Genomic DNA, 24,369 nt, shown 5'->3' with positions numbered 1-24,369 from the left:
CGGAGGACCGTCCATGCGCTCGCACCTGCTCAACGACACGACCGCGGAGCACTACCGCCGTTCCGTGACCGAGGGAATCGAGCGGGTGGCGGCCAAACTCGCCACCACCGACCGGCCGTTCACCGGGGTCACCGTCGACGAGCTCGCGCCCCGGATCGACGCCGTCGACCTGGACGCGCCCCTCCTCGACACGACCGCCGCGCTGGACGAGCTCGAAGAGGTCTACCTCCGCGACGCCGTCTACTTCCACCACCCGCGCTACCTCGCCCACCTCAACTGCCCGGTCGTCATCCCGGCCGTGGTCGGTGAGGCCGTCCTCTCCGCGGTCAACTCCTCCCTCGACACCTGGGACCAGTCCGCCGGCGGCACCCTCATCGAGCGCAAGCTCATCGACTGGACCACCAGCCGCATCGGCCTCGGCCCCGCCGCCGACGGCGTCTTCACCTCCGGCGGCTCCCAGTCCAACCTCCAGGCACTGCTCCTCGCCCGCGACGAGACCAAGTCCGAGAACGCCGAACACCCGACGAAAATGCGGGTGTTCGCCTCCGAGGTCAGCCACTTCAGCGTCAAGAAGTCCGCCACGCTCCTCGGTCTCGGCCCCGACGCCGTGGTCACCATCCCTGTGGACCGCGACAAGCGGATGCAGACCGTCGCCCTCGCGCGTGAGCTGGAGCGCTGCCGCGAGGAGGGCCTCGTACCCATGGCGGTCGTCGCCACCGCCGGGACCACCGACTTCGGCTCCATCGACCCGCTCCCCGAGATCGCCGAGCTCTGCGACCGGTACGGCACCTGGATGCACGTCGACGCCGCGTACGGCTGCGGGCTCCTCGCCTCCGTCAGGAACCGGCACCTCCTGGACGGCATCGAGCGCGCCGACTCCGTCACCGTCGACTACCACAAGTCGTTCTTCCAGCCCGTGAGTTCGAGCGCGGTCCTGGTCCGTGACGCCGCCACCCTGCGGCACGCCACGTACCACGCCGACTACCTCAACCCGCGCCGCATGGTCACCGAGCGCATCCCCAACCAGGTCGACAAGTCCCTCCAGACGACCCGCCGCTTCGACGCGCTCAAGCTGTGGATGACGCTGCGCGTGATGGGCGCCGACGGTGTCGGGCAGCTCTTCGACGAGGTGTGCGACCTGGCGGGCAAGGCCTGGGAGCTGCTCGCCGCGGACCCCCGGTTCGACGTCGTCGTCGAACCGCGGCTGTCCACCCTCGTCTTCCGCCACATCCCGGCCGGAGTCACCGACCCCGCCGAGATCGACCGCGCCAACCTGTATGCCCGCAAGGCCCTGTTCGCCTCCGGCGACGCCATCGTGGCGGGCACCAAGGTGGGCGGTCGCCACTACCTGAAGTTCACCCTGCTCAACCCCGAGACCACCGTCGACGACATCGTCGCGGTCCTCGATCTGATCGCCGGCCATGCCGAGCAGTACCTGGGAGAGAACCTTGTCGAAGCTTCCTGAGTCCCCTGATCCCCTCGACTTCATCGGGATCGGCCTCGGCCCCTTCAACCTCGGCCTGGCCGCCCTCACCGAGCCGATAGCCGAACTGAACGGTGTCTTCCTGGAGTCCAAGCCGGACTTCGAGTGGCACTCGGGGATGTTCCTCGAAGGAGCCCACCTCCAGACCCCGTTCATGTCGGACCTGGTCACGCTCGCCGACCCGACCTCCCCGTACTCCTTCCTGAACTACCTCAAGGAATCGGGACGGCTGTACTCCTTCTACATCCGCGAGAACTTCTATCCCCTGCGGACCGAGTACAACGACTACTGCCGCTGGGCCGCCGCGAAACTCACCAGCATCCGCTTCGGCACGACCGTCACGCGGGTCTCGTACGACGAGGCCGCAGAGGTGTACGTCGTGAGAACCGAGGGCGGCGAGACGTACCGCGCTCCGCGCCTCGTCCTCGGCACCGGCACCCCGCCGCACATCCCCGAGCCCTGCCGGGGCCTCGACGGCGACGCGATCCACAACTCCCGTTATCTGCACCACAAGCAGGAGCTCCAGCGCAAGGACTCGATCACCCTCGTCGGCAGCGGCCAGTCCGCGGCGGAGATCTACTACGACCTCCTCAGCGAGATCGACGTCCACGGCTACCGCCTCAACTGGGTCACCCGCTCCCCGCGCTTCTTCCCCCTCGAATACACGAAGCTGACGCTGGAGATGACGTCCCCCGAGTACGTGGACTACTTCCACGCGCTGCCCGAGGAGACCCGCTACCGCCTGGAGAGCCGGCAGAAGAACCTCTTCAAGGGCATCGACGGCGACCTGATCAACGAGATCTTCGACCTGCTCTACCAGAAGAACCTGGCCGGCCCCGTCTCCACCCGGCTGATCACCAACTCGGCGCTCCAGAGCGCGAGTTACACGAACGGTACGTACACGCTCGGCCTGCGCCAGGAGGAGCAGGGCAAGGACTTCGAGCTGCGCACCGACGGCCTGATCCTGGCCACGGGCTACAAGTACGAGACGCCCGCCTTCCTTGAGCCGGTCCGCGACCGGCTCAACTGGGACAGCCGGGGTCGCTTCGACCTCGCCCGCAACTACTCCGTCGACACCACGGGCCGCGGTGTCTTCGTCCAGAACGCCGGCGTGCACACGCACTCGATCACCTCGCCCGACCTGGGCATGGGCGCGTACCGCAACGCGTACATCATCCGTGAGCTGCTCGGCACCGAGTACTACCCCGTAGAAAAGACCATCGCGTTCCAGGAGTTCGCCGCATGAGCACCCCCACCGGCTCCCCCACCGGCACCTTCAGCATCCGCCCTCTCGACCCCGTCGCGGACGGCGCGCTGCTGCACCGCTGGGTCACCGACCCCAAGGCCGCGTTCTGGCTGATGCAGGACGCGAAACTGCAGGACGTGGAGCGCGAGTACATGGCGATAGCCGCCGCCGAGCACCACGACGCGTTCATAGGCCTCCACGACGGCGAGCCCGCCTTCCTCATGGAGCGCTACGACCCGGCGCACGTCGAACTCGTCGGCCTGTACGAGCCCGAGCCCGGCGACATCGGCATGCACTTCCTTACGGCACCCAGCGACGTCCGCATCCCCGGCTTCACCCGCGCCGTGATCACCACGGTCATGGAGTTCCTGTTCGCCGACCCGGCGGCCCGGCGCGTCGTCGTCGAGCCCGACGTGCGCAACAAGGCCGTGCACGCCCTGAACGAGGCCGTCGGCTTCGTCCCCGAGCGCGTCATCCAGAAGCCGGAGAAGCAGGCGCTGCTCAGCTTCTGCACGCGCGAGCAGTTCCTCGCCGCCACGGAGGTGGCCGCCGTATGACACTCTCCGACGCCGTCACCCACCTCTCCCCCGAGCGCTGGGCCGAGGCCAACCGTCTCCTCATCCGCAAGGCACTGGCCGAGTTCACCCACGAGCGCCTCCTTGCGCCCGAGTCCCTCGGCAGCGACAGGTACGCCGTGCGCTCCGACGACGGCGCGACCGAGTACCGCTTCACCGCCCGCCGCCTGCGTCTCGACCACTGGCAGGTGTCCGCGGACTCGATCACACGCCACCGCGACGGCTCCGAACTCCCGCTCAGCGCGCTGGAGTTCTTCATCGACCTGAAGACCTCGCTCGGCCTGAGCGACGCGATCCTGCCGGTCTACCTGGAGGAGATCTCCTCCACGCTCTCCGGCACCTGCTTCAAGCTGACGAAGCCGGACGTGACGTCCGCGGAGCTGGCCACGTCCGGCTCCTTCCAGGACATCGAGACGGGCATGACCGAGGGCCACCCGTGCTTCGTCGCGAACAACGGCCGGCTCGGCTTCGGCATCCACGAGTACCTCTCGTACGCCCCCGAGACCGCCGGCCCCGTACGCCTGATCTGGCTGGCGGCGACGCGCGAGCGGGCCGCGTTCACGGCGGGCGTCGGCCTGGACTACGAGTCGCTGCTACGCGCCGAACTGGGCGAGGAGACCCTCGCCCGCTTCGACGGGATCCTGCGCGACCAGGGCCTGGACCCGGCCGGCTACCTGCTGATCCCGGTCCACCCCTGGCAGTGGTGGAACAAGCTGTCCGTCACCTTCGCGGCCGAGGTCGCGCAGCGGCACCTGGTGCTCCTCGGCGAGGGCGACGACGAGTATCTTGCGCAGCAGTCGATCCGTACGTTCTTCAACGCGACGTCCCCGTCGAAGCACTACGTCAAGACGGCACTGTCGGTCATCAACATGGGCTTCATGCGTGGCCTCTCGGCGGCGTACATGGAGGCGACCCCGGCGATCAACGACTGGCTCGCCGGGCTCATCGAGAACGACGAGGTACTGAAGGACACGGGGCTCACCATCATCCGTGAGCGCGCTGCCGTCGGCTACCGGCACCTGGAGTACGAGGCGGCCACCGACCGCTACTCGCCGTACCGCAAGATGCTGGCGGCGCTGTGGCGCGAGTCGCCGGTGCCGACGCTGCAGGACGGCGAGCGGCTCGCCACGATGGCGTCGCTGCTGCACGTGGACCGCGAGGGCCGCTCCTTCGCCGGGGCCCTGATCGAGCGCTCGGGCCTGACGCCGAGCCAGTGGCTGAAGCCGTACCTGAAGTCCTACCTCACCCCTCTGCTCCACAGTTTCTACGCCTATGACCTGGTGTTCATGCCGCACGGCGAGAACGTCATCCTGGTCCTGGACGAGCGCGGCGTGGTGCAGCGGGCGATCTTCAAGGACATCGCCGAGGAGATCGCGGTGATGGACACGGACGCGGTGCTCCCGCCGAAGGTGGACCGGATCCGCGCCGAGGTCCCCGACGACATGAAGCTGCTGTCCATCTTCACGGACGTCTTCGACTGCTTCTTCCGCTTCCTGGCGGCGAACCTGGTCGAGGACGGTGTCGTGGACGAGGAGACGTTCTGGGCCGCGGTCGCCGACTGCGTACGCGACTACCAGCGGTCGGCACCCCAACTGGCCGAGAAATTCACCCAGTTCGACATGTTCGCCCCGAGCTTCGCGCTGTCCGCGCTGAACCGGCTCCAGCTGCGCAACAACGAGCAGATGGTGGACCTGGCGGACCCGTCGGGCGCGCTGCAGCTCGTCGGCGATCTGGAGAACCCGATCGCGTAAGCCTGCTCAGATCCCCCCACAGACCGAAAGGGGCTCGGGAGACGGTCCTCCCGAGCCCCTTTCACCTGCTCATGGCACAACTACCCGGCGGGCCAGGGCACTTGTGCCGACTTGTAGTAGCCGATGCCGAGCGCGTCCCAGCGGGGCGCCTGCGCGGCGAGCCGCACCTTGTACGCGTCCCAGTCGTGCGTGGCCGCGGGCGACCAGCCGAGCTCGGCGACACCCGGAAGCCGCGGGAAGGCCATGTACTCGATGTGCGCGGAGGTCGACAGCGTCTCCGACCACATCGGTCCCTCGACGCCCTTCACGGCCGAACTCGGCGCTCCCGGAAGGTAGGTGCCGGGATCCCAGTCGTAGGAGCGCTGCACCTCCACGTACCCGGCCCACGCCAGGCCCAGCGGCGTGTCCTTGTTGTACTTCATGTCGAGGTACGTACGGTCGGCGGGCGAGATGACGAGCCCGGTCCCGTTCTTGGCGGCGTTCGCGACCTGCGCCTTCTCTGCGGCGCTGGTGCCGTCGGTGCCCCAGTACTGCGCGAGGGCGCCCTTGGCGGGCGTGGCGCCGGTCAGCTGGTGCCAGCCCATCACGGTCTTCCCGTACTTGGCGACGATCGGCTGCACCTTGTTCATGAAGGTGACGTAGTCCTCATGACTGGTGGAGTGCGCCTCGTCGCCGCCGATGTGGAGGTACTTGCCGGGCGTGATCGCGGCGATCTCCCGGATCACGTCGTCGACGAAGTCGTACGTGCGGCCCTTGTTGACGCACAGCGAGCTGAAGCCGACATCGGTGCCGGTGTAGAGCGGCGGCGCGACACCGTCGCAGTTCAGCTCCGCGTACGAGGCGAGCGCCGCGTTCGTGTGGCCCGGCATGTCGATCTCGGGGATGACCTCCAGATACCGCGAGGCGGCGTACTGGACGATCTCCTTGTACTGGGCCTTGGTGTAGTAACCGCCCTGACCGCCGCCGACCTGCGTGGACCCGCCGTAGGTGGCGAGCTTCGGCCAGGAGTCGATGGCGATGCGCCACCCCTGGTCGTCACTCAGGTGCAGATGCAGTTTGTTGATCTTGTACAGGGCGAGTTCGTCGATGTAGCGCTTGACCTTGTCGACGCCGAAGAAGTGGCGGGAGACGTCGAGCATCGCGCCGCGGTAGCCGTAGCGGGGGCTGTCCTCGATCGTGCCGCCCGCGACCAGCCACGGCCCGGCCTGCCTGCTGCTCTTCTCCACCTTGGCGGGCAGCTGCTGACGCAGGGTCTGCACGCCGTGGAAGAGACCCGCGGCCTTGTGGGCGGTGATGGTGACGGAGCCGCGGCCGGACACGAGCCGATACCCCTCGTCCCCCAAGTCCTTTGCCCGGCCGCTGAGTTCGAGCCGGACTCCGTCGCGGCCACCCTGGCCCGTGACAGGCAGCCGGTAGCCGGTGGAGGGCCTGAGCACGTCCGCGAGATAGCCGGCGACGCGCTGCGCCTCCCTGGAGTCCTTCTCGACACGGATCCGCGTCTTGGAGGTGATCTCGTACGCCGGTCCGCCGGCGGCCACCGAGGCCGGAGCGGGCACCACCTGGCCCAGCGGGGTCGCGGCGGCGGACCCCGCGCCCGGTGACGGGGCGGCACCGACGGCGGACACCCCCGCGGCCGCGACGAGCAGCAGTGACCCGAACAGCCGGGCGGTCCTGCGGCGCTGCTTGTGTTGCTGTCTCACAAACGGTCCCTTCGACGAGCGACGAGGTCGTGGATCGCGGGGGGTTTCACATCTGCGCAAGCGAACAGTCACCATGGGTACCGTCCGCCCCATGAGCGGGTCAAGGGTGTAGACCAATTCTCGCGGGGTGGATGACAGAATCCCGGCATGGCGGAAATCATCCAGCGCGACGGGACGTGGACCTTCGACGGTGACGCCCTGCGGCTCGTGCCCGGCCGGGACAAGAGCGTCGGGCTGCTGCGCAGAACACTGGGTGAACTGACCGTCCCGCTGGCCGCGTTGGCGGCGGTCTCCTTCGAACAGGGCAAGAAGTCGGGCCGGCTGAGGCTGCGCCTGCGCGACGGCGCCGACCCCCTGCTCCAGGCGACGGGCGGCAAGCTGACGGACGCGTCCGACCCGTACCAGCTGACCGTGGACGCCGACCGATACGGGGTCGCGGAGTACCTCGTGGACGAAGTCCGCAGCGCGCTCCTGCTGGACCAGGTCCCGTCCACCGCCTGCGCGTCCTATCTCCTCCCGGGCCCCTCGGTGCCGCTCTCCGTCTCTGCGGGCGACGGCACGGCGGGCTTCGACGGCGAGCAGGTGCGCCTGGAGTGGAACTGGAAGACGGAGGAGGGGAAGGCCGCCGCCGGCACCCGGCTCCTCCCCCTCACCGACATAGCGGCGGTCGCGTGGCAGCCGGCGGCCGGCCTGGAGAACGGGTCCCTGCGCTTCACCGTGCGCAGCTCACCGACCAAGGCCCCGGCCAAGTACGACCCGAACTCGGTGGAGTTGTGGGGCTTCAAGAAGGATCCGCTGATGGCGCTGGTCGCCGCGGCGGTCCAGGCCCGGCTGCCGCACCCGAGCGCGCCGCCGGACCCGGAGCCCGCGCTCGCCCCGGCCCCCGCCGCCCCGAAGTCCCTGACGCCCCATCCGGAGCCGGACCACGACGCGCTGCTGAGGCGCCTGCGCGAGCTGGGCGAGCTGCACCGGGCCGGGGTGCTGACGGACGACGAGTTCAGCGCGGCGAAGAGCGCGGTGCTGAGCAGGATGTAGCGAAGGGCCCGCCCCTTCGCGAAGAAGAGGCGGGCCTTTCGCTGAGGTGCGGGCCGTTCGCTGGGGGCGGGCCCGACCCCCGGTGGCTCAGCCGCGCCGCACCTTGCGCGCGACGACGAACCGGTCGATCTCCTCGCCGGTCTCCGCGAGGCCCCGCACCGTCAGCTTCGCCGTGTGGCCCGCCGGCGCCGGCTCCACGTCGACCCGCAGGAACGAGTAGTTCGTGTAGCGCACGCGCGACCAGTCGACGGTGATGTCCTTCTTGCTGCCGTCGGGCTGGACGACGAACGACGCGAACGGGTCGATCTCCTTCTCGTGCCCCTCGTACGTGTCGTCGACCGGGAACGCGTACAGGCTCCGGCCCGCAGCGCCCGCGGTGACGTAGACGACGCCGTCGGTCTCCGGGTACGCCGTGCCGCCGATCGGCAGCTCCTTGGTGACCCGGTCGCCCTTGAGGACGTCGGTGCGCTCGTAGACGTGGTTGTGCCCGTTGATGACGAGGTCGACGGTGTACTTCTCGAACAGCGGCACCCACTCCTTGCGCACGCCGCCCTCGGAGGCGTGGCTCGTGGCGGTGCAGTACGCGCAGTGGTGGAAGAAGACCACGATGAAGTCGATGTCGCGGTCGGCGCGGAACTTCTTCAGCTGCCGCTCGAACCACGCGGTCTGCGTGCCGCCGGACAGGCCGAGGTTGGCCGGGATCTCCCAGGACACGTCGTTCGCGTCGAGCGAGACGACCGCCGTGTTGCCGTGCACGAAGGAGTAGACGCCCGGCAGGTTCTTCGCGTCCGGGCCGTTGTCCGGCAGGGTGAAACGGGCCTGCTGGCTGCCGTAACCGTGCGGCGCGTACCAGGCCTCCATGTCGTGGTTGCCGTACGCGACCATCCACGGCACCTGCTTGGCGACGGACTCCGTCTGGGCGAGGAACTGGTCCCAGGTCCGGGCGTCGAAGGTGTCGTTCGTCTGGCCCGAACCCGACGGGTCGGCGTAGGCGATGTCTCCGGCGTGCAGGTGGAACGACGGGTTCTGCGCCAGGATCAGGCTGTCGTTGGCCAGTGCGTGGTAGCTGACGCCCTGGTCGCCGAAGGCCGTGAAGGTGAACGGCTCGCGGTGCGAGGGCGCCGTCCTGAAGGTGCCGAGCGTGCCGGCCAGGTGTGCGGCCGCCGGGTCGAAGCCGTCGTGGCCGACGCCGTAGTAGTAGGTGGTGCCGGGGCGCAGCCGGGTCAGCTGGGCGTGGAGGTAGTACTGGGTGTGGTCGGCGCCGGTGCCGACCCCGGCCGGGGTGTAGAGCGGCCTGACCTCGGCCGCTATCTTCCGCGACAGGTCCCAGGGGTGGACGCCGACGCGGATGTACGGGTTCTTGACGGCGACCGGGACCTGCCAGGAGACGGTCATCTCGGTACGGGCGTCGGTGCCGTAGGCGAGGTGGCGGGCGAAGGGCGCGACGAGCGCGCCGTCGACCTTCTCGGCGGCGGGTACGTGGCCGGGGGTCCGCCCGGCCTGCGTCGGTACGGCGGCGCTCGCCGCGCCCGGCACGAAGGCGCCGCCCGCGATCGCGCCCAGGGTGACGGCGCCGCCGCGCATCATCGTGCGGCGGGAGAACTTGCTGCGCAGGTACTCGTGCTGCTCGGCCAGGCTCCGGTCGGCGAGCTGCTCGGGTACGCCCATGCGGGGAATGTCCATGACCCGAAAAGTTGCTCGGGTCACTCATCCCGGCCGGATACGCCAAGTGAACGCAACGGGAACAAGCGGCATGGTGCCCTTCAAACCTTGACCACAGCTGCCCCAAGAGCCCCGGCGCCCGCTCTCGATGACGCATGCCTGCCCGATATCGGGCAGAATTCTTGCGAACAGCCCCCTCTTCCTCCAGGATCATCCAGGTGCACGACGAACTTGTTGATCACCTGACGCGCAGTTCGCCCCTGAACCGGGGCGAGGCACTGCGGGTGATCCAGGACGTGCTCGCCTACTTCGACGAGACGACCGAAGGGTTCGTCCGTCGCCGCCACCGCGAGCTCCAGGGTCAGGGCCTGGTGAACGCGGAGATCTTCGAACGGATCTCGGCGGACCTGAAGTACCGCGCGGTCGCGCCGCCCGAGCTGTCCCTGCGGCAGCTTCGGCGCATCGTCTACGGCTAGAGGGGATCAGTACACATATGTGCGGAATTGTCGGTTACATCGGTAAGCGTGACGTGGCACCGCTGCTGCTCGAGGGGCTGCAGCGCCTGGAGTACCGCGGCTACGACTCCGCGGGCGTCGTCATCACCAGCCCCAAGGCCAGTGGCCTGAAAATGGTGAAGGCCAAGGGCCGCGTGCGTGACCTGGAAGCCAAGGTGCCCGCCCGCTTCAAGGGCACCACGGGCATCGCCCACACCCGCTGGGCCACCCACGGCGCACCGTCCGACGAGAACGCGCACCCCCACATGTCCGCGGACAACAAGGTCGCCGTCGTCCACAACGGCATCGTCGACAACGCCTCCGACCTGCGCGCGAAGCTCACCGCCGAGGGCGTCACCTTCCTCTCCGAGACGGACACCGAGGTCCTCACCCACCTCATCGCCCGTTCCCCCGCCGAGAAGCTCGAGGACAAGGTCCGCGAGGCGCTCCGGCTGATCGAGGGCACGTACGGCATCGCCGTCCTGCATGCCGACTTCCCCGACCGCATCGTGGTGGCCCGCAACGGCTCCCCCGTCGTCCTCGGTATCGGCGAGAAGGAGATGTTCGTCGCCTCGGACATCGCCGCCCTGGTCGCCCACACCCGCCAGATCGTCACCCTCGACGACGGCGAGATGGCCACCCTCAAGGCCGACGACTTCCGCACCTACACGACGGAGGGCACGCGCACGACCGCGTCCCCGACCACCGTCGAGTGGGAGGCCGCCTCGTACGACATGGGCGGCCACGACACGTACATGCACAAGGAGATCTTCGAGCAGCCGGAGGCCGTCGACCGCGTCCTGCGCGGCCGCATCGACGAGCGCTTCTCCGCCGTGCACCTGGGCGGCCTCAACCTCGACGCCCGCGAGGCGCGCAGCGTGCGCCGCGTGAAGATCCTCGGCTGCGGCACCTCGTACCACGCGGGGCTGATCGGCGCGCAGATGATCGAGGAGCTGGCGCGCATCCCCGCGGACGCCGAGCCGGCCTCCGAGTTCCGCTACCGCAACCCGGTCGTCGACCCCGACACCCTCTACATCGCGGTCTCCCAGTCCGGCGAGACGTACGACGTCCTCGCCGCCGTGCAGGAGCTGAAGCGCAAGGGCGCCCGCGTCTTCGGCGTCGTGAACGTCGTCGGCTCGGCCATCGCCCGCGAGTCGGACGCCGGCGTGTACGTCCACGCGGGCCCCGAGGTCTGCGTCGTGTCGACCAAGTGCTTCACGAACACCACGGTCGCCTTCGCGCTCCTCGCCCTCCACCTCGGCCGCATCCGCGACCTGTCCGTCGCCGACGGCAAGCGGATCATCGAGGGCCTGCGCAAGCTGCCCGGGCAGATCACGCAGATCCTGGAGCACGAAGAGCAGATCAAGAAGATCGCCGAGGAGTACGCGGACGCCCGATCGATGATGTTCATCGGCCGGGTCCGCGGCTACCCCGTCGCCCGCGAGGCCTCGCTCAAGCTCAAGGAGGTCTCGTACATCCACGCCGAGGCCTATCCCGCCTCCGAGCTGAAGCACGGCCCGCTCGCCCTGATCGAGCCGGCGCTCCCCACGGTCGCGATCGTCCCGGACGACGACCTCCTGGAGAAGAACCGCGCCGCCCTGGAGGAGATCAAGGCCCGATCCGGCCGCATCCTCGCGGTCGCGCACCAGGAGCAGGAGAAGGCCGACCGCACGATCGTCGTCCCGAAGAACGAGGACGAACTCGACCCGATCCTCATGGGCATCCCGCTCCAACTCCTCGCCTACCACACGGCATTGGCCCTGGGCCGCGACATCGACAAGCCGAGGAACCTGGCGAAGTCGGTCACGGTGGAGTAGCAGACGACCATCAGGGGCGCGCCCCTAGGGGACAGCACCTCTCGCCCCGGCGGAAGCGCCCCGGAAGGGGCGCGGGGCTGTGACATCGTGCGGCTCCGCAGCGTGGGCGCGACCAGCCCCACCGGCCCGCGCCACGAAAGACCACGCAAGAGAACGGGCCCCCGTACGCGCCACCAAGCGCACGGGGGCCCGTTCTTTCGAGGGGGGCCGGGGCGCCCATTCCCCGGCCCCCAGCTGTCAGCCGGTGGCCGTCACCCCCCGGCCGGCAGCACGCCCCGGCAGGGCCGTCGGCAGTCCGCCCAGCGCGGCCGTCGCCGCGTACCAGGCGAGCAGCCCGCCCACCGCGGCGAACCAGCCGCCGACCTTGGCGAGCCCGGCCGTGTCACCGAACGCGGCCACGGCGAGCAACAGCAGGGCCACGCACAGTGCCCCGTACGCCGCGCGCACGAGGGTTCCGGAGCCGGCGGCCCCGAGGGTCAGACTCAGCGCGAGCAGCGCGAAGAGCAGCAGGAACAGCCCTTGCGCGTTGGCCGACACCGGATCCCCGGCCGTGACACCCCAGGTGAACCAGAACGCGCCGAGCGCGGCGAAGGCCGTACCCGTCGAGGCGTCACTGGCGCGATAGGCGAGCAGGCCGGCGACGAACAGGGCGATGCCACCGACGTACGTCGCGAGGGATACGGCGTTCGCGGCCGTCACGCCGTCGATCACTTCGGTGTGACCGAGGCCGAAGGCCAACAGGGTGAGTCCTAGGGCGAGATGGCCGAGAGTGGAGGTCGTGCTTCCCGCGGAGACGTCTTTGTCCACGGCGGGCTCCCTTCGTGCGGGTGCAGTTGTGCTGCGCGCGGTACTGGGCCCTGCGATGGTCCAGCGACCGGTATGTACCCTTCACAAAGGCACAAAGCACCTCTACGCGTGAGTAGGATTCGCCCATCTCACCTGGGGCTCAAGGGAGTTACGGGAAGAGTTACGGGATGACTATGACCGGGCGCCTGGCGCGTCGCGCGAGCCGTCCCGCGACCGAGCCGAAGATCCGGCCGACGATCCCCTGCGTGGAGCCGACGACGATCGCGTCGGCCTCGTACTCCCGGCCGACCTCTTCGAGTTCGTGGCAGATGTCGCCACCGCGCTCGACCAGGATCCAGGGCACTTCGGACAGATAGTCCGCACACGCGAGTTCGAGCCCGAGCACCTCGGTGCGGTGGTCCGGTACGTCGACGAAGACCGGCGGCTCGCAGCCCGCCCATACGGTGGTGGGCAGCCGGTTGGCGACGTGGACGATGATCAGGCCGGAGCCCGAACGGTGTGCCATGCCGATGGCGTAGGCGAGGGCCCGCTCGCTGGAGGTCGAGCCGTCGAAGCCGACGACCACTCCGTGCTTGAAGGCGGGATCGCAGGGCTGACGTGTTTCTTCCGCCGCCTGGGGGGTCGCCGTGGGATCGGCGACCTGCCGCTTGCGGTCCGCGGGTTCAGGGAATTCGTGACCGGCCATGGGTGTCTCGGCGATAGATCCTCTGGATCCTCGGCGGATCCTCGGTGGAGGGACGACAGGGAGCGGCGGAGCTGTGTCCGGGAATCATCTTCCCAACCCCATACCCCCAAGGGTACGGCGACACTCCTCCTCTGCCCAGAGTCCTCTGCCCGGTGAAGCGCACGCTCCGCGGCGTTCAGGGGAGCATGCACGAGGCCGCGCCCGTATGGCAATGGTTGCTGCCTCGTACAGACGGTTTGGGTACGGTTCGGGCACCCCCGGTTCGGCCGAGTGACCGGCCGGACCACCACGCGTTGAACGTGCGTACCCACAGCAACAGGGAGCGCGCCTTGCCCGGACCGTCCATCGTGCACCCGTCCGCCGACGCCCGGAGCGAGCAGCGGCCGCCCGAGGGGCGGCGGGAGACCACGGAGCCGTCCGGCCCGGACACGGTGAGCGACGTCGTCCGCTGGGCCGCGTTCAGCTGCGTCCTGGTCCCGGTCGTCCTGGTGGGGTACGGGATCTCGCTGGCCGGGGCGACGGGTGCGGCGCTCGGCCTGGCCGCGGTGACGGGGGTCTGCCGAGTGCTTCTGCGCCAGTCCGAGCGGGGCGCGGCGCGGCCGGCTCCGGTACGGTCCTGCCGCCACCGGGGCGGGCGCGGGAAGACGGTGCCGGGGGCGCGCAGGGGCGGTCGCCGCACGGGATGATGTGCGCCGGGGGGCTGACTGGTTCCCGCGCACTACTGCGTATATTTTCAGCCAACTTCGCCCGGCCGTGCATTTCTTGCCGTCACCCGCCTCCAACCCCCGTGCCACCAGGCATGAAAGGACCGAAGAAGGCGCTTGCACCCTACGGGGACCGGCCACTGAGTTGAGGCGCACTTCCCTGCAACGCCCCTGAGTGCCACGCTTCGTGATCGAATGCTTCACGCCAAGTTGCCATGTCGACAATGTGCCGGATCCTCAACTGGTCACGACGGGACTGCCGGACGCAGTAGATTCGATCATGACTGTCCATCGGCGGGGGACTCTGCAGGACCGAGGGGAAACGTGCTGGAGCGACAAGCCCGTCACACTACAAAGGGCGACGCGACCACCGAGGGGGGCTTAGCGGGATGAGCCACGACTCCACTGCTGCGCCGGAGGCCGCAGCTCGGAAGCTTTCCGGGCGACGGCGCCGGGAAATAGTCGCGGTGCTGCTGTTCAGCGGCGGACCCATCTTCGAAAGTTCCATTCCGCTCTCCGTGTTCGGCATCGACCGCCAGGACGCCGGGGTTCCGCGTTACCGGCTGCTGGTGTCCGCCGGTGAGGAAGGCCCGCTGCGCACGACGGGCGGCCTCGAACTCACCGCACCCCACGGGCTCGACGCGATCTCGCGGGCGGGCACCGTCGTCGTGCCCGCGTGGCGGTCGATCACCTCGCCGCCCCCGGAGGAAGCGCTCGACGCGCTGCGCCGCGCGCACGAGGAAGGCGCGCGCATCGTCGGCCTGTGCACCGGCGCCTTCGTACTCGCCGCGGCCGGCCTGCTCGACGGCCGCCCGGCGACCACCCACTGGATGTACGCGCCGACGCTGGCCAAGCGCTACCCGTCGGTGCACGTGGACCCGCGCGAGCTCTTCGTGGACGACGGCGATGTCCTGACGAGCGCCGGGACCGCGGCCGGTATCGACCTGTGCCTGCACATCGTGCGCACGGACCACGGCAACGAGGCGGCCGGAGCGCTCGCCCGACGCCTGGTGGTCCCGCCGCGCCGCAGCGGCGGCCAGGAGCGCTACCTCGACAGGTCTTTACCTGAGGAGATCGGCGCCGACCCGCTGGCCGAGGTCGTCTCCTGGGCGCTGGAACACCTCCACGAGCAGTTCGACGTGGAGACCCTTGCCGCGCGCGCCTACATGAGCCGTCGCACCTTCGACCGCCGGTTCCGCTCCCTGACCGGGAGCGCTCCCCTGCAGTGGCTGATCACCCAGCGTGTGCTGCAGGCCCAGCGGCTCCTGGAGACCTCCGACTACTCGGTCGACGAGGTCGCCGGACGCTGCGGCTTCCGTTCGCCGGTCGCCCTGCGCGGGCACTTCCGGCGCCAGCTCGGCTCGTCCCCGGCCGCGTACCGCGCGGCCTACCGGGCACGCAGGCCGCAGCCGGAGAAGCCGGTGGAGATCGCGGCGGCGCCAGGACCGGAAACCCCGGTCCCGGCCCAGGCACGGCGTACCGCGGCGGCCGGAACCTATCCGGGACCCACCGCCTCACTGCCGACAGATCCGGGCAAACCGAGCTCGGACGCATACGCGGCGGGGCGCGCGAGTCTGCCCGGGCAGAGGAGTGCGCCGTAGGGTAAGGCGCATGAACGATCGCATGGTGTGGATCGACTGCGAGATGACCGGGCTCTCGCTGGCGAATGACGCGCTCATCGAGGTGGCCGCACTGGTCACCGACTCTGAGCTGAACGTACTCGGCGACGGCGTGGACATCGTGATCCGCCCGCCGGCCGAGGCCCTGGAGACCATGCCCGAGGTGGTGCGGCAGATGCACACCGCCTCGGGCCTCCTCGACGAGCTCGCGGGCGGCACGACACTGGCCGACGCCGAGGAGCAGGTCCTCGCGTACGTACGCGAGCACGTCAAGGAACCGGGCAAGGCGCCCCTGTGCGGGAACTCGGTCGGCACCGACCGTGGATTCCTGCTGCGGGACATGCCGACGCTGGAGGACTACCTCCACTACCGGATCGTCGATGTGTCCTCGGTCAAGGAACTGGCCCGCCGCTGGTACCCGAGGGCGTACTTCAACAGCCCGGACAAGAACGGCAACCACCGCGCGCTCGCCGACATCCGCGACTCCATCGTCGAGCTGCGCTACTACCGCGAGGCGGTCTTCGTCCCACAGCCGGGACCGGACTCCGACACGGCGAAGAAGATCGCGGCCAAGCACGCCCTGCCTGCGGAATAGCGCCTCGCACCACATTTCCGCCCCCTGTGTACGGGGTCCGGAAAAGGTGTGCGCGAGCACCCCTTCGGACCCTGTACACTTTTTCTCGGCCGGTCGGAAGAAAGAAAAACGACCGGACATGGTGGGTGTAGCTCAGTTGGTAGAGCACCTGGTTGTGGTCCAGGTGGCCGCGGGTTCAAGTCCCGTCACTCACCCTGAATGATCAAGGCCCGGTCTGCGGAAGCAGGCCGGGCCTTCGTCATGCCCCGGCTCGCCCGGACCCCAGGGCCGGGAAACAGCTCAGCCTGGAACTACGGCCCGAGATCCGGCGGTTGCTCGTGCGGCACGCAGAGATCCCCGGCATCCGCTTCATGCGGCAGCCGAAGCGCGTACCGCGGTGCACCCTGCCCGCCGGACCCAACGGACGAGCACCGGCACGCCTACAGCGGCGAGCTCCGCAACGGCGTCCGCGTTGACACGAGTTGGCCGCGCCGGGCTGCCGGGCCGCGCGCCGTCGTACACGCCACGCGACCATGGGCGACACCGCCACTGCATGGCCGCACGCTTCGCGCATATTAGGATAAAAAGCTAAAATACCCACATCTGGCGCACCGAGGGAGAGGTTCGGTCTGATGTCCACTGAGACACTTCTGGCGATCATCATCCCCGTCGTGGTCGTGCTTGCACTGATCGCAGTGGCGGGCTTTCTCATTGTGCGCCGTCGCCGTCTGCGCGAGCGCTTCGGCCCGGAGTACGAGCGAACGGTCGAGGACGCCGACAGTCGCAGGGTCGGCGAACAGGAGCTCAGGGCACGCGAGAAGCACCACGACTCGCTGGACATCAAGCCCTTGGACGGTGACGCCCGAGACCGGTACAGCCGGGACTGGACCCATGTCCAGCAAGAGTTCGTGGACCGGCCCGAGGGCGCGGTGCACGACGCGGACCACCTGGTGACCTCCCTGATGCGCGAGCGCGGCTATCCCACCGAGGGCTTCGAGCAACAGGTGAAGGACCTCTCGGTCGAACACGGGCGCACGCTGGAGCACTACCGTGCTGCCCACGAAATCGACGCACGCAGCACCGAGCACAGCGCGACCACCGAGCAGCTACGGGGCGCCATGGTGCACTACCGGGCCCTGTTCGACGAGTTGCTCTCCGACGGCGGCGGCCAAGCCCGGCACGCCCGCGCCTGAACGACCTCACCCTCGTTGGATGCGGGCCGCCCATGCGGCCAGGGACGGAGGAGACGTGGAGAGTGACCTCACACCTGACCGATCGAGCGGACTGTCGACGGAGGATCTCGTCCAGACCTCGGACCGGTCCGACCGGTCACAGGACGAAACCGTAGAAGACCGGACCGAGACCCCTGCATTTCCCGGCGAGAGCACCGCCATTCCGTCGACCGAACACGACGAGGCCGAGGAGGAGGAGACGGGAGCCGAGGGGGAGGAGACGGGAAGGGACGTACCGGCCGAGGAGGAAGTCACCCGGCTCCTCAGCACGGAGGACGAGGAAGGCTTCCGCTCACGCTGGGAAGAGACCCAGAGCAAGTTCGTGGACGATCCGCGCGACGCCGTGCATTCCGCTGACGCCTTGGTCGCGGACGTCATGCAGACCCTGGCCGCGACGTTCGCCGAGCGCAAGAAGGAGCTCGAAGAACAGTGGAGCCGGGGTGAGCGGGCGGACACCGAAGACCTGCGCGTGGCTCTGCGCCACTATCGGTCGTTCTTCAACCGTCTGCTCACTGCCTGAACAGCTGCGGAGCCCGACTGGGTGGAGCAGCTGAAAGAAGAGGAATCGGAAGCGGCAAGGGGCGTGACCATGATCATTCTAGGCGTAATCTTGCTCGTCATCGGCTTCGTCGCGAACATCTCGATCTTGTGGACGATCGGCATCATCCTCGTCGCGATCGGAGCCATCTTCTTCCTTCTCGGCGCCCTGGGGCACGGGATCGGAGGCCGGCGACATTACTGGTAGGCCGGGCAAGATCCGCCCTGCCCCGACGCTCCGCCGGTAGGCACGGGCCCCGCACGAAGCGCCCCTCTCTCGCCCCTCGGGCGGGAGGAGGCGCTTCGCTCTTCGCTCGGGTGACGCCCCACGCCCCTCACGACGAAGCCCGCTCCACCAGTTCGTTCGGCAGGACCAGCTGGTGGGGTTCGAGGGCGTGGGACGCGGGCGGGCGGGGAGCGGCGATCTCCTTGAGGAGCAGGTCGATCATGGCGCGGCCCATCTCCTCGATGGGCTGGCGGACGCTGGTCAGGGGCGGGTCCATGTGCCGGGCGATGGCCGAGTCGTCGTAGCCGACCAGGGCGACGTCGTCGGGGATGCGGCGTCCCGTCTCGCGCAGCACCTGCCGGGCGCCCGCCGCCATCACGTCCGACCCGGCGAACACCGCGTCCACCTCGGGACAGCGCTCCAGGAGCTGCGCCATCGCGCGTCGGCCGCCCTCCTCCGTGAAGTCCCCCGGCGCGATGAGCCGCTCGTCGACCTCGCGGCCGGCCGCCTCCAGGGCGGCGCGGTAGCCGTCGACGCGGCGCTGGGCGCCGTACACGTCGAGCCGGCCCGTGATCGTGGCGATCGTCGTGCGGCCGCGGCCCAGGAGGTGTCCGACGGCCGAGTGCGCGCCCGCGAAGTTGTCGGAGTCGACCGAGGGCAGCGTCTCCGCGGCGGAGCGGCGGCCGCTGATGACGGCGGGGATTCCCAGCTGGCTGAGCAGATCGGGCAGGGGGTCGTCGGCGTGGACGGACACCAGCAGGACGCCGTCGACGCGGTGCGCCGCGAGGTACTGGGCGAGGCGCTGCCGCTCCCGGTCGTTGCCCGCGAAGATCAGCAGGAGCTGCATCTCGGTCTCGGCGAGCTGGGCGCCGACGCCACGCAGCATGTCGGAGAAGTAGGGCTCGGCGAAGAAACGTGTCTCCGGCTCGGGCACGACGAGGGCGACGGCGTCGGTGCGGTTGGCCGCGAGGGCGCGGGCCGCGGTGTTCGGTACGTAGCCGAGTTCGGCGACGGCCGCCTCGACCGCGGCGCGGGTCGCGTCGCTCACCCGGGGCGAGCCGTTGATCACCCGGGAGACCGTGCCCCGGCCCACTCCCGCGCGGGCGGCAACCTCCTCCAGGGTCGGACGTCTGCCGTGAGTGCCGCGAGCCGCCATGACTCCTACCTCCCCAGGTCTCACGCGGAATCTAACAGCCCTATAACCGCGCCCACTTGTCGCTGTCAGGTGTCTTGACACCCCCGGGCCGAGCGACGACTCTTCAACACATCACTGGTGGGAGCGCTCCCACTCTATTGCACGCATACAGAAGCCGCACGCCCCCCGCCCGAGCCGCACGTGAACGAACAGGTCCAGCAAGGCAGTTGGCCGGGGTTGGCACTTCAGAGCAACTGAGTTCTTTGGAGGACGCAATGCGCACGACTGCCCGTACGTCCCGACGCGCGATGACCTTCGCGGTCGTCGCCGCCCTGGCCACAGGGCTGCTCGCCGGGTGCGCGAGCGATGACGACGCAGGATCCGACGGCGGTTCGAGTGGGGGTGCCGCGGGCAAGGGCGGAACCACGGTCACGATCGGCACCTTCGGCGTCTTCGGCTACAAGCAGGCCGGGCTCTACGACGAGTACATGAAGCTGCACCCGGGCGTCACCGTCAAGGAGAACGTCACCACCCGCACCGACGTCTACTGGCCCAAGACGCTGACCCGGCTGCAGGCCGGATCCGGCACCGACGACATCCAGGCCATCGAGGTCGGCAACATCACCGAGGCCGTCCAGACACAGGCGGACAAGTTCGTGGACCTCGGCAAGGAGGTCGACAAGTCGCAGTGGCTGGACTGGAAGAACGCCCAGGCCACCACGAAGGACGGCAAGCTCATCGGGGTCGGCACGGACATCGGCCCGATGGCCATCTGCTACCGCAAGGACCTGTTCGAGAAGGCCGGTCTGGAGACCGACCGCACCAAGCTCGCCGCGCAGTGGAAGGGCGACTGGAGCAAGTACGTCGACGTCGGCAAGCAGTACATGAAGAAGGCGCCCGGCGGCACCAAGTACGTGGACTCCGCGTCCTCCGTCTACAACGCGGCGCTCGGCGGCGAGGCGCAGAGGTACTACGACAAGGACGGCAGCGTCATCTGGGACAAGTCCACGGGGGTGAAGAAGTCCTGGAACGCCGCCATGGAGGTGGCGACCAGCAACATGTCGGCGAAGCTGAAGCAGTTCGACAAGCCGTGGGACCAGGGCTTCGCCAACGGGACCTTCGCCACGGTGGCCTGCCCCGCGTGGATGCTCGGCTACATCCAGGAGAAGTCGGGTGACGCCGGCAAGGGCAAGTGGGACGTGGCGGCCGCGCCGACCGCGGCCAACTGGGGCGGCTCGTTCCTCGGCGTACCGACAGCGAGCAAGCACCAGAAGGAGGCCATCGCCCTGGCGAAGTGGCTGACCGCGCCCGAGCAGCAGGCCAAGGTCTTCGCCAAGCAGGCCAGCTTCCCGTCCACGCCGAAGGCGTACGACGGCCTGAAGCCGCAGGCGGCGACCACGACGTTCTTCTCGGACGCGCCCCTGACGCAGATCTTCTCCGACTCGGCGAAGACCATCCCGGTCCAGGTCTTCGGCGTCAAGGACCAGCCGATCGGCACCGCGATCACCGACGTCGGCATCCTCCAGGTCGAGCAGAAGGGCAAGTCCCCGGAGCAGGGCTGGGACGCCGCGACCAAGGAGGTCAAGGACGTGCTCGGCCAGTGACCAGTTCCGACGAGGTTCTCGCGCAGTCCGCGCCGAGTGCCGACGCCGCGCCCGGCTCTCAGGAGCCGGGCGCGGCGCGGGACGCCCGCGAGCCCGGCTCCTGGCGCAGCCGGCTGTACCGCTGGGACATGAAGGCGTCGCCGTACGCGTTCATCTCCCCCTTCTTCATCATCTTCGGCGCCTTCTCCCTCGTGCCGCTGCTCTACACCGCGTGGTACTCGCTGCACCACGTCCAGCTCTCCTCGCTGGACACGCAGACCTGGGCGGGCCTCGACAACTACAAGAACCTGTTCACCTCGGACTTCTTCTGGAACGCCCTGAAGAACACGTTCACCATCGGCCTGATCTCGACCGTGCCCCAGCTGATCGCGGCGATCTGGCTGGCGCACATGCTCCACTACCGGCTGCGCGGCTCGACCGTGTGGCGCGTCGTCATGCTCACCCCGTACGCCACGTCGGTGGCGGCGGCGACGCTGGTGTTCACGCTGCTGTTCGCGCCGGACAGCGGCATGGTCAACTGGCTGCTCGACACCATCGGCCTCGACCCGGTCAACTGGCGTGAGTCCGACTGGGGTTCGCAGTTCGCCGTCTCCTCCATCGTGATCTGGCGGTGGACGGGTTACAACTCACTGATCTACCTGGCGGCGATGCAGGCCATCCCGGCGGACCTGTACGAGTCGGCGGCCCTGGACGGCGCGAGCCGCTGGCAGCAGTTCCGGCATGTGACGGTTCCGATGCTGCGCCCGACGATCCTGTTCACCGTGGTCGTCTCCACGATCGGCGCGACCCAGCTCTTCGGCGAGCCCCTGCTGTTCGGCGGGGTCAGCGGCACGAAGGGCGGCTCGGAGCACCAGTACCAGACCCTCGGCCTGTACATGTACGACCAGGGCTGGATCATCGGCAACCTCGGCAAGGCGTCCGCCATCGCCTGGTCGATGTTCCTGATCCTCCTGATCGTCGCCGCGGTCAACCTGCTGATCACCCGACGGCTGAGGAAGTCCCGATGACCACCACTGATGTGACGCTCCCTCAGGTTACGGAGCAGGGGGCCGACCCGGGCCGGCGCCGGACACGCATGACGGGCGCGGGCAGACAACTGCACGCGGGCCCGCTCACCTATGTGATCCTCACCCTGTTCGCGGCCCTGTCCCTGGCCCCTCTGCTCTGGACGACGATCGCGGCCTCGCGCACCAACACCCGCCTCGCGCAGACGCCACCTCCGTTCTGGTTCGGCGGCAACCTGTTCAAGAACCTGGAAACGGCCTGGGACCAGGCCGGCATGGGCACGGCGATGTTCAACACGATCCTGGTGGCAGGCACCATCACCATCGGGACGGTCCTGTTCTCCACGCTCGCCGGTTTCGCCTTCGCGAAACTTCGCTTCCGCTTCTCCACGACCCTCCTGTTGATGACCATCGGCACGATGATGGTCCCGCCCCAACTGGCCGTGGTCCCGCTCTACTTGTGGATGACGGATCTGGGCTGGGCCAACCATCTGCAGACGGTCATCCTGCCGACGCTGGTCAGCGCCTTCGGTACGTTCTTCATGCGCCAGTACCTCGTCCAGGCACTGCCCACCGAACTCATCGAGGCCGCCCGGGTCGACGGGGCGAGCAGCCTGCGGGTCGTCTGGCACGTGGTCTTCCCGGCCGCGCGCCCGGCGATGGCGGTGCTGGGTCTGCTGACGTTCGTGATGGCGTGGAACGACTTCCTGTGGCCGATCATCGCGCTCAACGGAGAGAACCCGACGGTCCAGGTAGCCCTCAACCAACTGGGCACCGGGTACATCCCGGACGACTCGGTGATCATGGCCGGAGCCCTGCTGGGCACGCTGCCGCTGCTGATCGCGTTCCTGCTGTTCGGCAAGCAGATCGTGGGCGGCATCATGCAGGGCGCGGTAAAGGGCTGAACTCTGGGGGCCGCCGCGAGCGGCGGCCCCACAACGCCCCACAACTTCCAACTCATGGGAGCGCTTCCATGCCCAAACCCATTACAACCACCACCACCCCACCCCCCACCCTCACCTTCCCGCCGGGCTTCCTCTGGGGAGCGGCGACATCGGCGTACCAGATCGAGGGGGCGGTGCGCGAGGACGGCCGGACGCCGTCCATCTGGGACACGTTCAGCCACACTCCGGGCAGGACGGCGGGCGGCGACACGGGCGACATCGCGGTGGACCACTACCACCGCTACCAGGACGACGTGGCGCTCATGAAGGACCTGGACCTGGGCACGTACCGCTTCTCGGTCTCGTGGCCGAGGGTGCAGCCCACCGGCCGGGGCCCGGCGGTCCAGCGGGGCCTGGACTTCTACCGGCGCCTGACGGACGAACTCCTCGCGAAGGGCATCAAGCCGGCCCTGACGCTCTACCACTGGGACCTGCCGCAGGAACTCGAGGACGCGGGCGGCTGGCCGGCCCGCGACACGGCGTACCGCTTCGCGGAGTACGCGGGCATGGTCGGCGAGGCGCTGGGCGACCGCGTGGACCTGTGGATCACGCTCAACGAGCCCTGGTGCAGTGCTTTCCTGGGCTACGGCTCGGGCGTGCACGCCCCGGGCAGGACGGAACCGGCGGCAACACTGCGCGCGGCACACCACCTCAACCTGGCCCACGGCCTGGCGACACAGGCCCTGCGCCGGACGCTGCCACCCCGGGCAGAGGTAGCGGTAAGCCTCAACTCCTCCACAGTCAGGCCCCTTTCACCCACCAGTGCCGCCGACAACGACGCCCGCCGCCGCATCGACAACCTGGCCAACGGCGTGTTCCACGGCCCGATGCTGCACGGGGAGTACCCGGCGGACCTGATCACAGACACCGCACGCATCACGGACTGGTCCTTCGTCCAGACCCCGGACCTGGCAACGATCCACCAGCCGCTGGACGCCCTGGGCCTGAACTACTACACCCCGTCCCTGGTCTCCTCAGCCCCGTCAGCGCCGGCAACCCGTTCCGACGGCCACGGCGCGAGCGACCACTCCCCCTGGCCAGGAGCGGACGACGTCGCGTTCCACCAGTCCCCGGGCGAGCGCACGGAGATGGGCTGGAGCGTCGACCCGACGGGTCTGCACGACCTGATCATGCGCTACACCAGGGAGGCACCGGGTCTGCCGCTGTACATCACGGAGAACGGCGCGGCGTACGACGACAAGCCGGACCCCGAGGGCCGGGTCCACGACCCGGAGCGCATCGCGTACCTCCACGGCCACCTGTCCGCCGTACACCGCGCGATCAGGGACGGAGCCGACGTCCGCGGCTACTACCTCTGGTCACTGATGGACAACTTCGAGTGGGCGTACGGCTACGAGAAGCGCTTCGGAGCGGTCCACGTGGACTACGCGACCCAGAAACGTACGCCGAAGTCGAGCGCACACTGGTACGCCCAAGCGTCACGGACGAACGAACTCCCGCCCCCGCCGGAGGACTAGCACCGGCGATCAGCCGCGTACGAAACCGAAGGGGCCGTGGGGGCATGTGCACGCGGA

22 protein-coding genes and 1 tRNA gene are annotated in these 24,369 nt (G+C 69.0%); 18 read left to right on the top strand and 5 right to left on the bottom strand.

Annotated features, from left to right (window positions below):
• Positions 1-13 precede the first annotated feature (13 nt).
• The 4 genes from desA to ACIPWY_RS11210 are packed head-to-tail and all read left to right on the top strand — an operon-like array spanning position 14 to position 5,055.
• Positions 14-1,465 (top strand): lysine decarboxylase DesA, encoded by a 1,452-nt coding sequence (gene desA, locus ACIPWY_RS11225; protein WP_362902200.1) that lies wholly within the window; start codon positions 14-16, stop codon positions 1,463-1,465.
• Positions 1,449-2,729 carry a lysine N(6)-hydroxylase/L-ornithine N(5)-oxygenase family protein gene (locus ACIPWY_RS11220; RefSeq protein WP_401532859.1) on the top strand — a complete coding sequence of 427 codons (1,281 nt, stop codon included), beginning with the start codon at positions 1,449-1,451 and terminating at the stop codon, positions 2,727-2,729. Before desA ends, ACIPWY_RS11220 begins: the two co-directional genes overlap by 17 nt.
• A complete protein-coding gene (locus ACIPWY_RS11215) occupies positions 2,726-3,286 on the top strand; it encodes a GNAT family N-acetyltransferase (RefSeq protein ID WP_401532857.1) in 561 nt (186 codons plus the stop codon). Before ACIPWY_RS11220 ends, ACIPWY_RS11215 begins: the two co-directional genes overlap by 4 nt.
• Complete coding sequence (locus ACIPWY_RS11210) at positions 3,283-5,055, top strand: IucA/IucC family protein (RefSeq protein ID WP_401532854.1); 1,773 nt, start codon at positions 3,283-3,285, stop codon at positions 5,053-5,055. Before ACIPWY_RS11215 ends, ACIPWY_RS11210 begins: the two co-directional genes overlap by 4 nt.
• Positions 5,056-5,135: 80 nt before the next feature.
• On the opposite strand, the gene ACIPWY_RS11205 is transcribed toward ACIPWY_RS11210, so the two are convergent.
• The gene (locus ACIPWY_RS11205; RefSeq protein WP_401532852.1) at positions 5,136-6,830 is read right to left on the bottom strand and encodes a beta-N-acetylhexosaminidase; all 1,695 of its coding nucleotides are present in this window, start codon (positions 6,828-6,830) and stop codon (positions 5,136-5,138) included.
• 72 nt (positions 6,831-6,902) lie between these two features.
• On the opposite strand from ACIPWY_RS11205, the gene ACIPWY_RS11200 reads away from it, so the two are divergent.
• On the top strand, positions 6,903-7,790 hold the full coding sequence (locus tag ACIPWY_RS11200) for a DUF4429 domain-containing protein (protein WP_401532850.1): 888 nt from the start codon (positions 6,903-6,905) through the stop codon (positions 7,788-7,790).
• 87 nt (positions 7,791-7,877) lie between these two features.
• Here ACIPWY_RS11200 and ACIPWY_RS11195 read toward each other — a convergent pair whose 3' ends face one another.
• Positions 7,878-9,458 carry a metallophosphoesterase family protein gene (locus tag ACIPWY_RS11195; protein WP_362902678.1) on the bottom strand — a complete coding sequence of 527 codons (1,581 nt, stop codon included), beginning with the start codon at positions 9,456-9,458 and terminating at the stop codon, positions 7,878-7,880.
• A gap of 212 nt (positions 9,459-9,670) precedes the next feature.
• Here ACIPWY_RS11195 and ACIPWY_RS11190 point away from each other — a divergent pair, with 212 nt between their 5' ends.
• Complete coding sequence (locus tag ACIPWY_RS11190) at positions 9,671-9,928, top strand: hypothetical protein (RefSeq protein ID WP_362902188.1); 258 nt, start codon at positions 9,671-9,673, stop codon at positions 9,926-9,928.
• A gap of 17 nt (positions 9,929-9,945) precedes the next feature.
• Positions 9,946-11,763, top strand: coding sequence for a glutamine--fructose-6-phosphate transaminase (isomerizing) (gene glmS / locus ACIPWY_RS11185; RefSeq protein ID WP_401532848.1), 1,818 nt, complete (start codon positions 9,946-9,948; stop codon positions 11,761-11,763).
• Between the two features lie 237 nt (positions 11,764-12,000).
• Here glmS and ACIPWY_RS11180 read toward each other — a convergent pair whose 3' ends face one another.
• The gene (locus ACIPWY_RS11180; protein WP_362902184.1) at positions 12,001-12,570 is read right to left on the bottom strand and encodes a GPR1/FUN34/YaaH family transporter; all 570 of its coding nucleotides are present in this window, start codon (positions 12,568-12,570) and stop codon (positions 12,001-12,003) included.
• Between the two features lie 160 nt (positions 12,571-12,730).
• A complete protein-coding gene (locus ACIPWY_RS11175; protein ID WP_362902183.1) occupies positions 12,731-13,255 on the bottom strand; it encodes a universal stress protein in 525 nt (174 codons plus the stop codon).
• A 329-nt stretch (positions 13,256-13,584) separates the two neighbouring features.
• Between ACIPWY_RS11175 and ACIPWY_RS11170 the strand changes: the two genes are divergently transcribed.
• From ACIPWY_RS11170 to ACIPWY_RS11140, 7 genes are all read left to right on the top strand, one after another.
• Positions 13,585-13,941, top strand: coding sequence for a hypothetical protein (locus ACIPWY_RS11170; RefSeq protein WP_393701711.1), 357 nt, complete (start codon positions 13,585-13,587; stop codon positions 13,939-13,941).
• Between the two features lie 407 nt (positions 13,942-14,348).
• On the top strand, positions 14,349-15,560 hold the full coding sequence (locus tag ACIPWY_RS11165) for a helix-turn-helix domain-containing protein (RefSeq protein WP_362902181.1): 1,212 nt from the start codon (positions 14,349-14,351) through the stop codon (positions 15,558-15,560).
• A 10-nt stretch (positions 15,561-15,570) separates the two neighbouring features.
• Positions 15,571-16,173, top strand: coding sequence for an oligoribonuclease (gene orn, locus ACIPWY_RS11160; RefSeq protein WP_100594077.1), 603 nt, complete (start codon positions 15,571-15,573; stop codon positions 16,171-16,173).
• A 121-nt stretch (positions 16,174-16,294) separates the two neighbouring features.
• Positions 16,295-16,367, top strand: a tRNA-His gene (locus ACIPWY_RS11155).
• 417 nt (positions 16,368-16,784) lie between these two features.
• Entirely contained in the window at positions 16,785-17,345 is a 561-nt protein-coding gene (locus ACIPWY_RS11150; protein ID WP_401532844.1) for a hypothetical protein, read from the top strand.
• Positions 17,346-17,400: 55 nt separating this feature from the next.
• Positions 17,401-17,904, top strand: a complete 504-nt coding sequence (locus tag ACIPWY_RS11145; RefSeq protein WP_393701708.1) for a hypothetical protein — start codon at positions 17,401-17,403, stop codon at positions 17,902-17,904.
• 69 nt (positions 17,905-17,973) lie between these two features.
• Positions 17,974-18,129: a DUF6131 family protein gene (locus ACIPWY_RS11140; RefSeq protein WP_362902674.1), complete on the top strand. Its 156-nt coding sequence runs from the start codon at positions 17,974-17,976 to the stop codon at positions 18,127-18,129.
• 127 nt (positions 18,130-18,256) lie between these two features.
• Here ACIPWY_RS11140 and ACIPWY_RS11135 read toward each other — a convergent pair whose 3' ends face one another.
• Entirely contained in the window at positions 18,257-19,303 is a 1,047-nt protein-coding gene (locus ACIPWY_RS11135; protein ID WP_389552816.1) for a LacI family DNA-binding transcriptional regulator, read from the bottom strand.
• Positions 19,304-19,557: 254 nt separating this feature from the next.
• Between ACIPWY_RS11135 and ACIPWY_RS11130 the strand changes: the two genes are divergently transcribed.
• The 4 genes from ACIPWY_RS11130 (at position 19,558) to ACIPWY_RS11115 (ending at position 24,312) form a co-directional block, all read left to right on the top strand.
• Positions 19,558-20,886: an ABC transporter substrate-binding protein gene (locus tag ACIPWY_RS11130; RefSeq protein WP_393701706.1), complete on the top strand. Its 1,329-nt coding sequence runs from the start codon at positions 19,558-19,560 to the stop codon at positions 20,884-20,886.
• Entirely contained in the window at positions 20,883-21,893 is a 1,011-nt protein-coding gene (locus tag ACIPWY_RS11125; protein WP_362902171.1) for a sugar ABC transporter permease, read from the top strand. Before ACIPWY_RS11130 ends, ACIPWY_RS11125 begins: the two co-directional genes overlap by 4 nt.
• The gene (locus ACIPWY_RS11120; protein WP_362902169.1) at positions 21,890-22,795 is read left to right on the top strand and encodes a carbohydrate ABC transporter permease; all 906 of its coding nucleotides are present in this window, start codon (positions 21,890-21,892) and stop codon (positions 22,793-22,795) included. The genes ACIPWY_RS11125 and ACIPWY_RS11120 overlap by 4 nt, the downstream gene beginning before the upstream one ends.
• A 68-nt stretch (positions 22,796-22,863) precedes the next feature.
• Entirely contained in the window at positions 22,864-24,312 is a 1,449-nt protein-coding gene (locus ACIPWY_RS11115) for a GH1 family beta-glucosidase (RefSeq protein ID WP_362902168.1), read from the top strand.
• The last annotated feature ends 57 nt before the right edge of the window (positions 24,313-24,369 follow it).

Origin of the sequence: Streptomyces sp. NPDC090032, from assembly GCF_044748025.1 — a bacterium.
GTDB lineage: Bacteria > Actinomycetota > Actinomycetes > Streptomycetales > Streptomycetaceae > Streptomyces.
This window is presented reverse-complemented; position numbering and strand designations above follow the sequence as displayed.

Bases quoted from the DNA above. Each gene is read 5' to 3' on its own strand.
- desA (WP_362902200.1), top strand. From the start codon at position 14: ATGCGCTCGCACCTGCTCAACGACACGACCGCGGAGCACTACCGCCGT.
- ACIPWY_RS11215 (WP_401532857.1), top strand. From the start codon at position 2,726: ATGAGCACCCCCACCGGCTCCCCCACCGGCACCTTCAGCATCCGCCCT.
- ACIPWY_RS11210 (WP_401532854.1), top strand. From the start codon at position 3,283: ATGACACTCTCCGACGCCGTCACCCACCTCTCCCCCGAGCGCTGGGCC.
- ACIPWY_RS11205 (WP_401532852.1), bottom strand. From the start codon at position 6,830: ATGGTGACTGTTCGCTTGCGCAGATGTGAAACCCCCCGCGATCCACGA.
- ACIPWY_RS11200 (WP_401532850.1), top strand. From the start codon at position 6,903: ATGGCGGAAATCATCCAGCGCGACGGGACGTGGACCTTCGACGGTGAC.
- ACIPWY_RS11195 (WP_362902678.1), bottom strand. From the start codon at position 9,458: ATGGGCGTACCCGAGCAGCTCGCCGACCGGAGCCTGGCCGAGCAGCAC.
- glmS (WP_401532848.1), top strand. From the start codon at position 9,946: ATGTGCGGAATTGTCGGTTACATCGGTAAGCGTGACGTGGCACCGCTG.
- ACIPWY_RS11175 (WP_362902183.1), bottom strand. From the start codon at position 13,255: ATGGCCGGTCACGAATTCCCTGAACCCGCGGACCGCAAGCGGCAGGTC.
- ACIPWY_RS11165 (WP_362902181.1), top strand. From the start codon at position 14,349: ATGAGCCACGACTCCACTGCTGCGCCGGAGGCCGCAGCTCGGAAGCTT.
- orn (WP_100594077.1), top strand. From the start codon at position 15,571: ATGAACGATCGCATGGTGTGGATCGACTGCGAGATGACCGGGCTCTCG.
- ACIPWY_RS11150 (WP_401532844.1), top strand. From the start codon at position 16,785: ATGTCCACTGAGACACTTCTGGCGATCATCATCCCCGTCGTGGTCGTG.
- ACIPWY_RS11140 (WP_362902674.1), top strand. From the start codon at position 17,974: ATGATCATTCTAGGCGTAATCTTGCTCGTCATCGGCTTCGTCGCGAAC.
- ACIPWY_RS11135 (WP_389552816.1), bottom strand. From the start codon at position 19,303: ATGGCGGCTCGCGGCACTCACGGCAGACGTCCGACCCTGGAGGAGGTT.
- ACIPWY_RS11130 (WP_393701706.1), top strand. From the start codon at position 19,558: ATGCGCACGACTGCCCGTACGTCCCGACGCGCGATGACCTTCGCGGTC.
- ACIPWY_RS11120 (WP_362902169.1), top strand. From the start codon at position 21,890: ATGACCACCACTGATGTGACGCTCCCTCAGGTTACGGAGCAGGGGGCC.
- ACIPWY_RS11115 (WP_362902168.1), top strand. From the start codon at position 22,864: ATGCCCAAACCCATTACAACCACCACCACCCCACCCCCCACCCTCACC.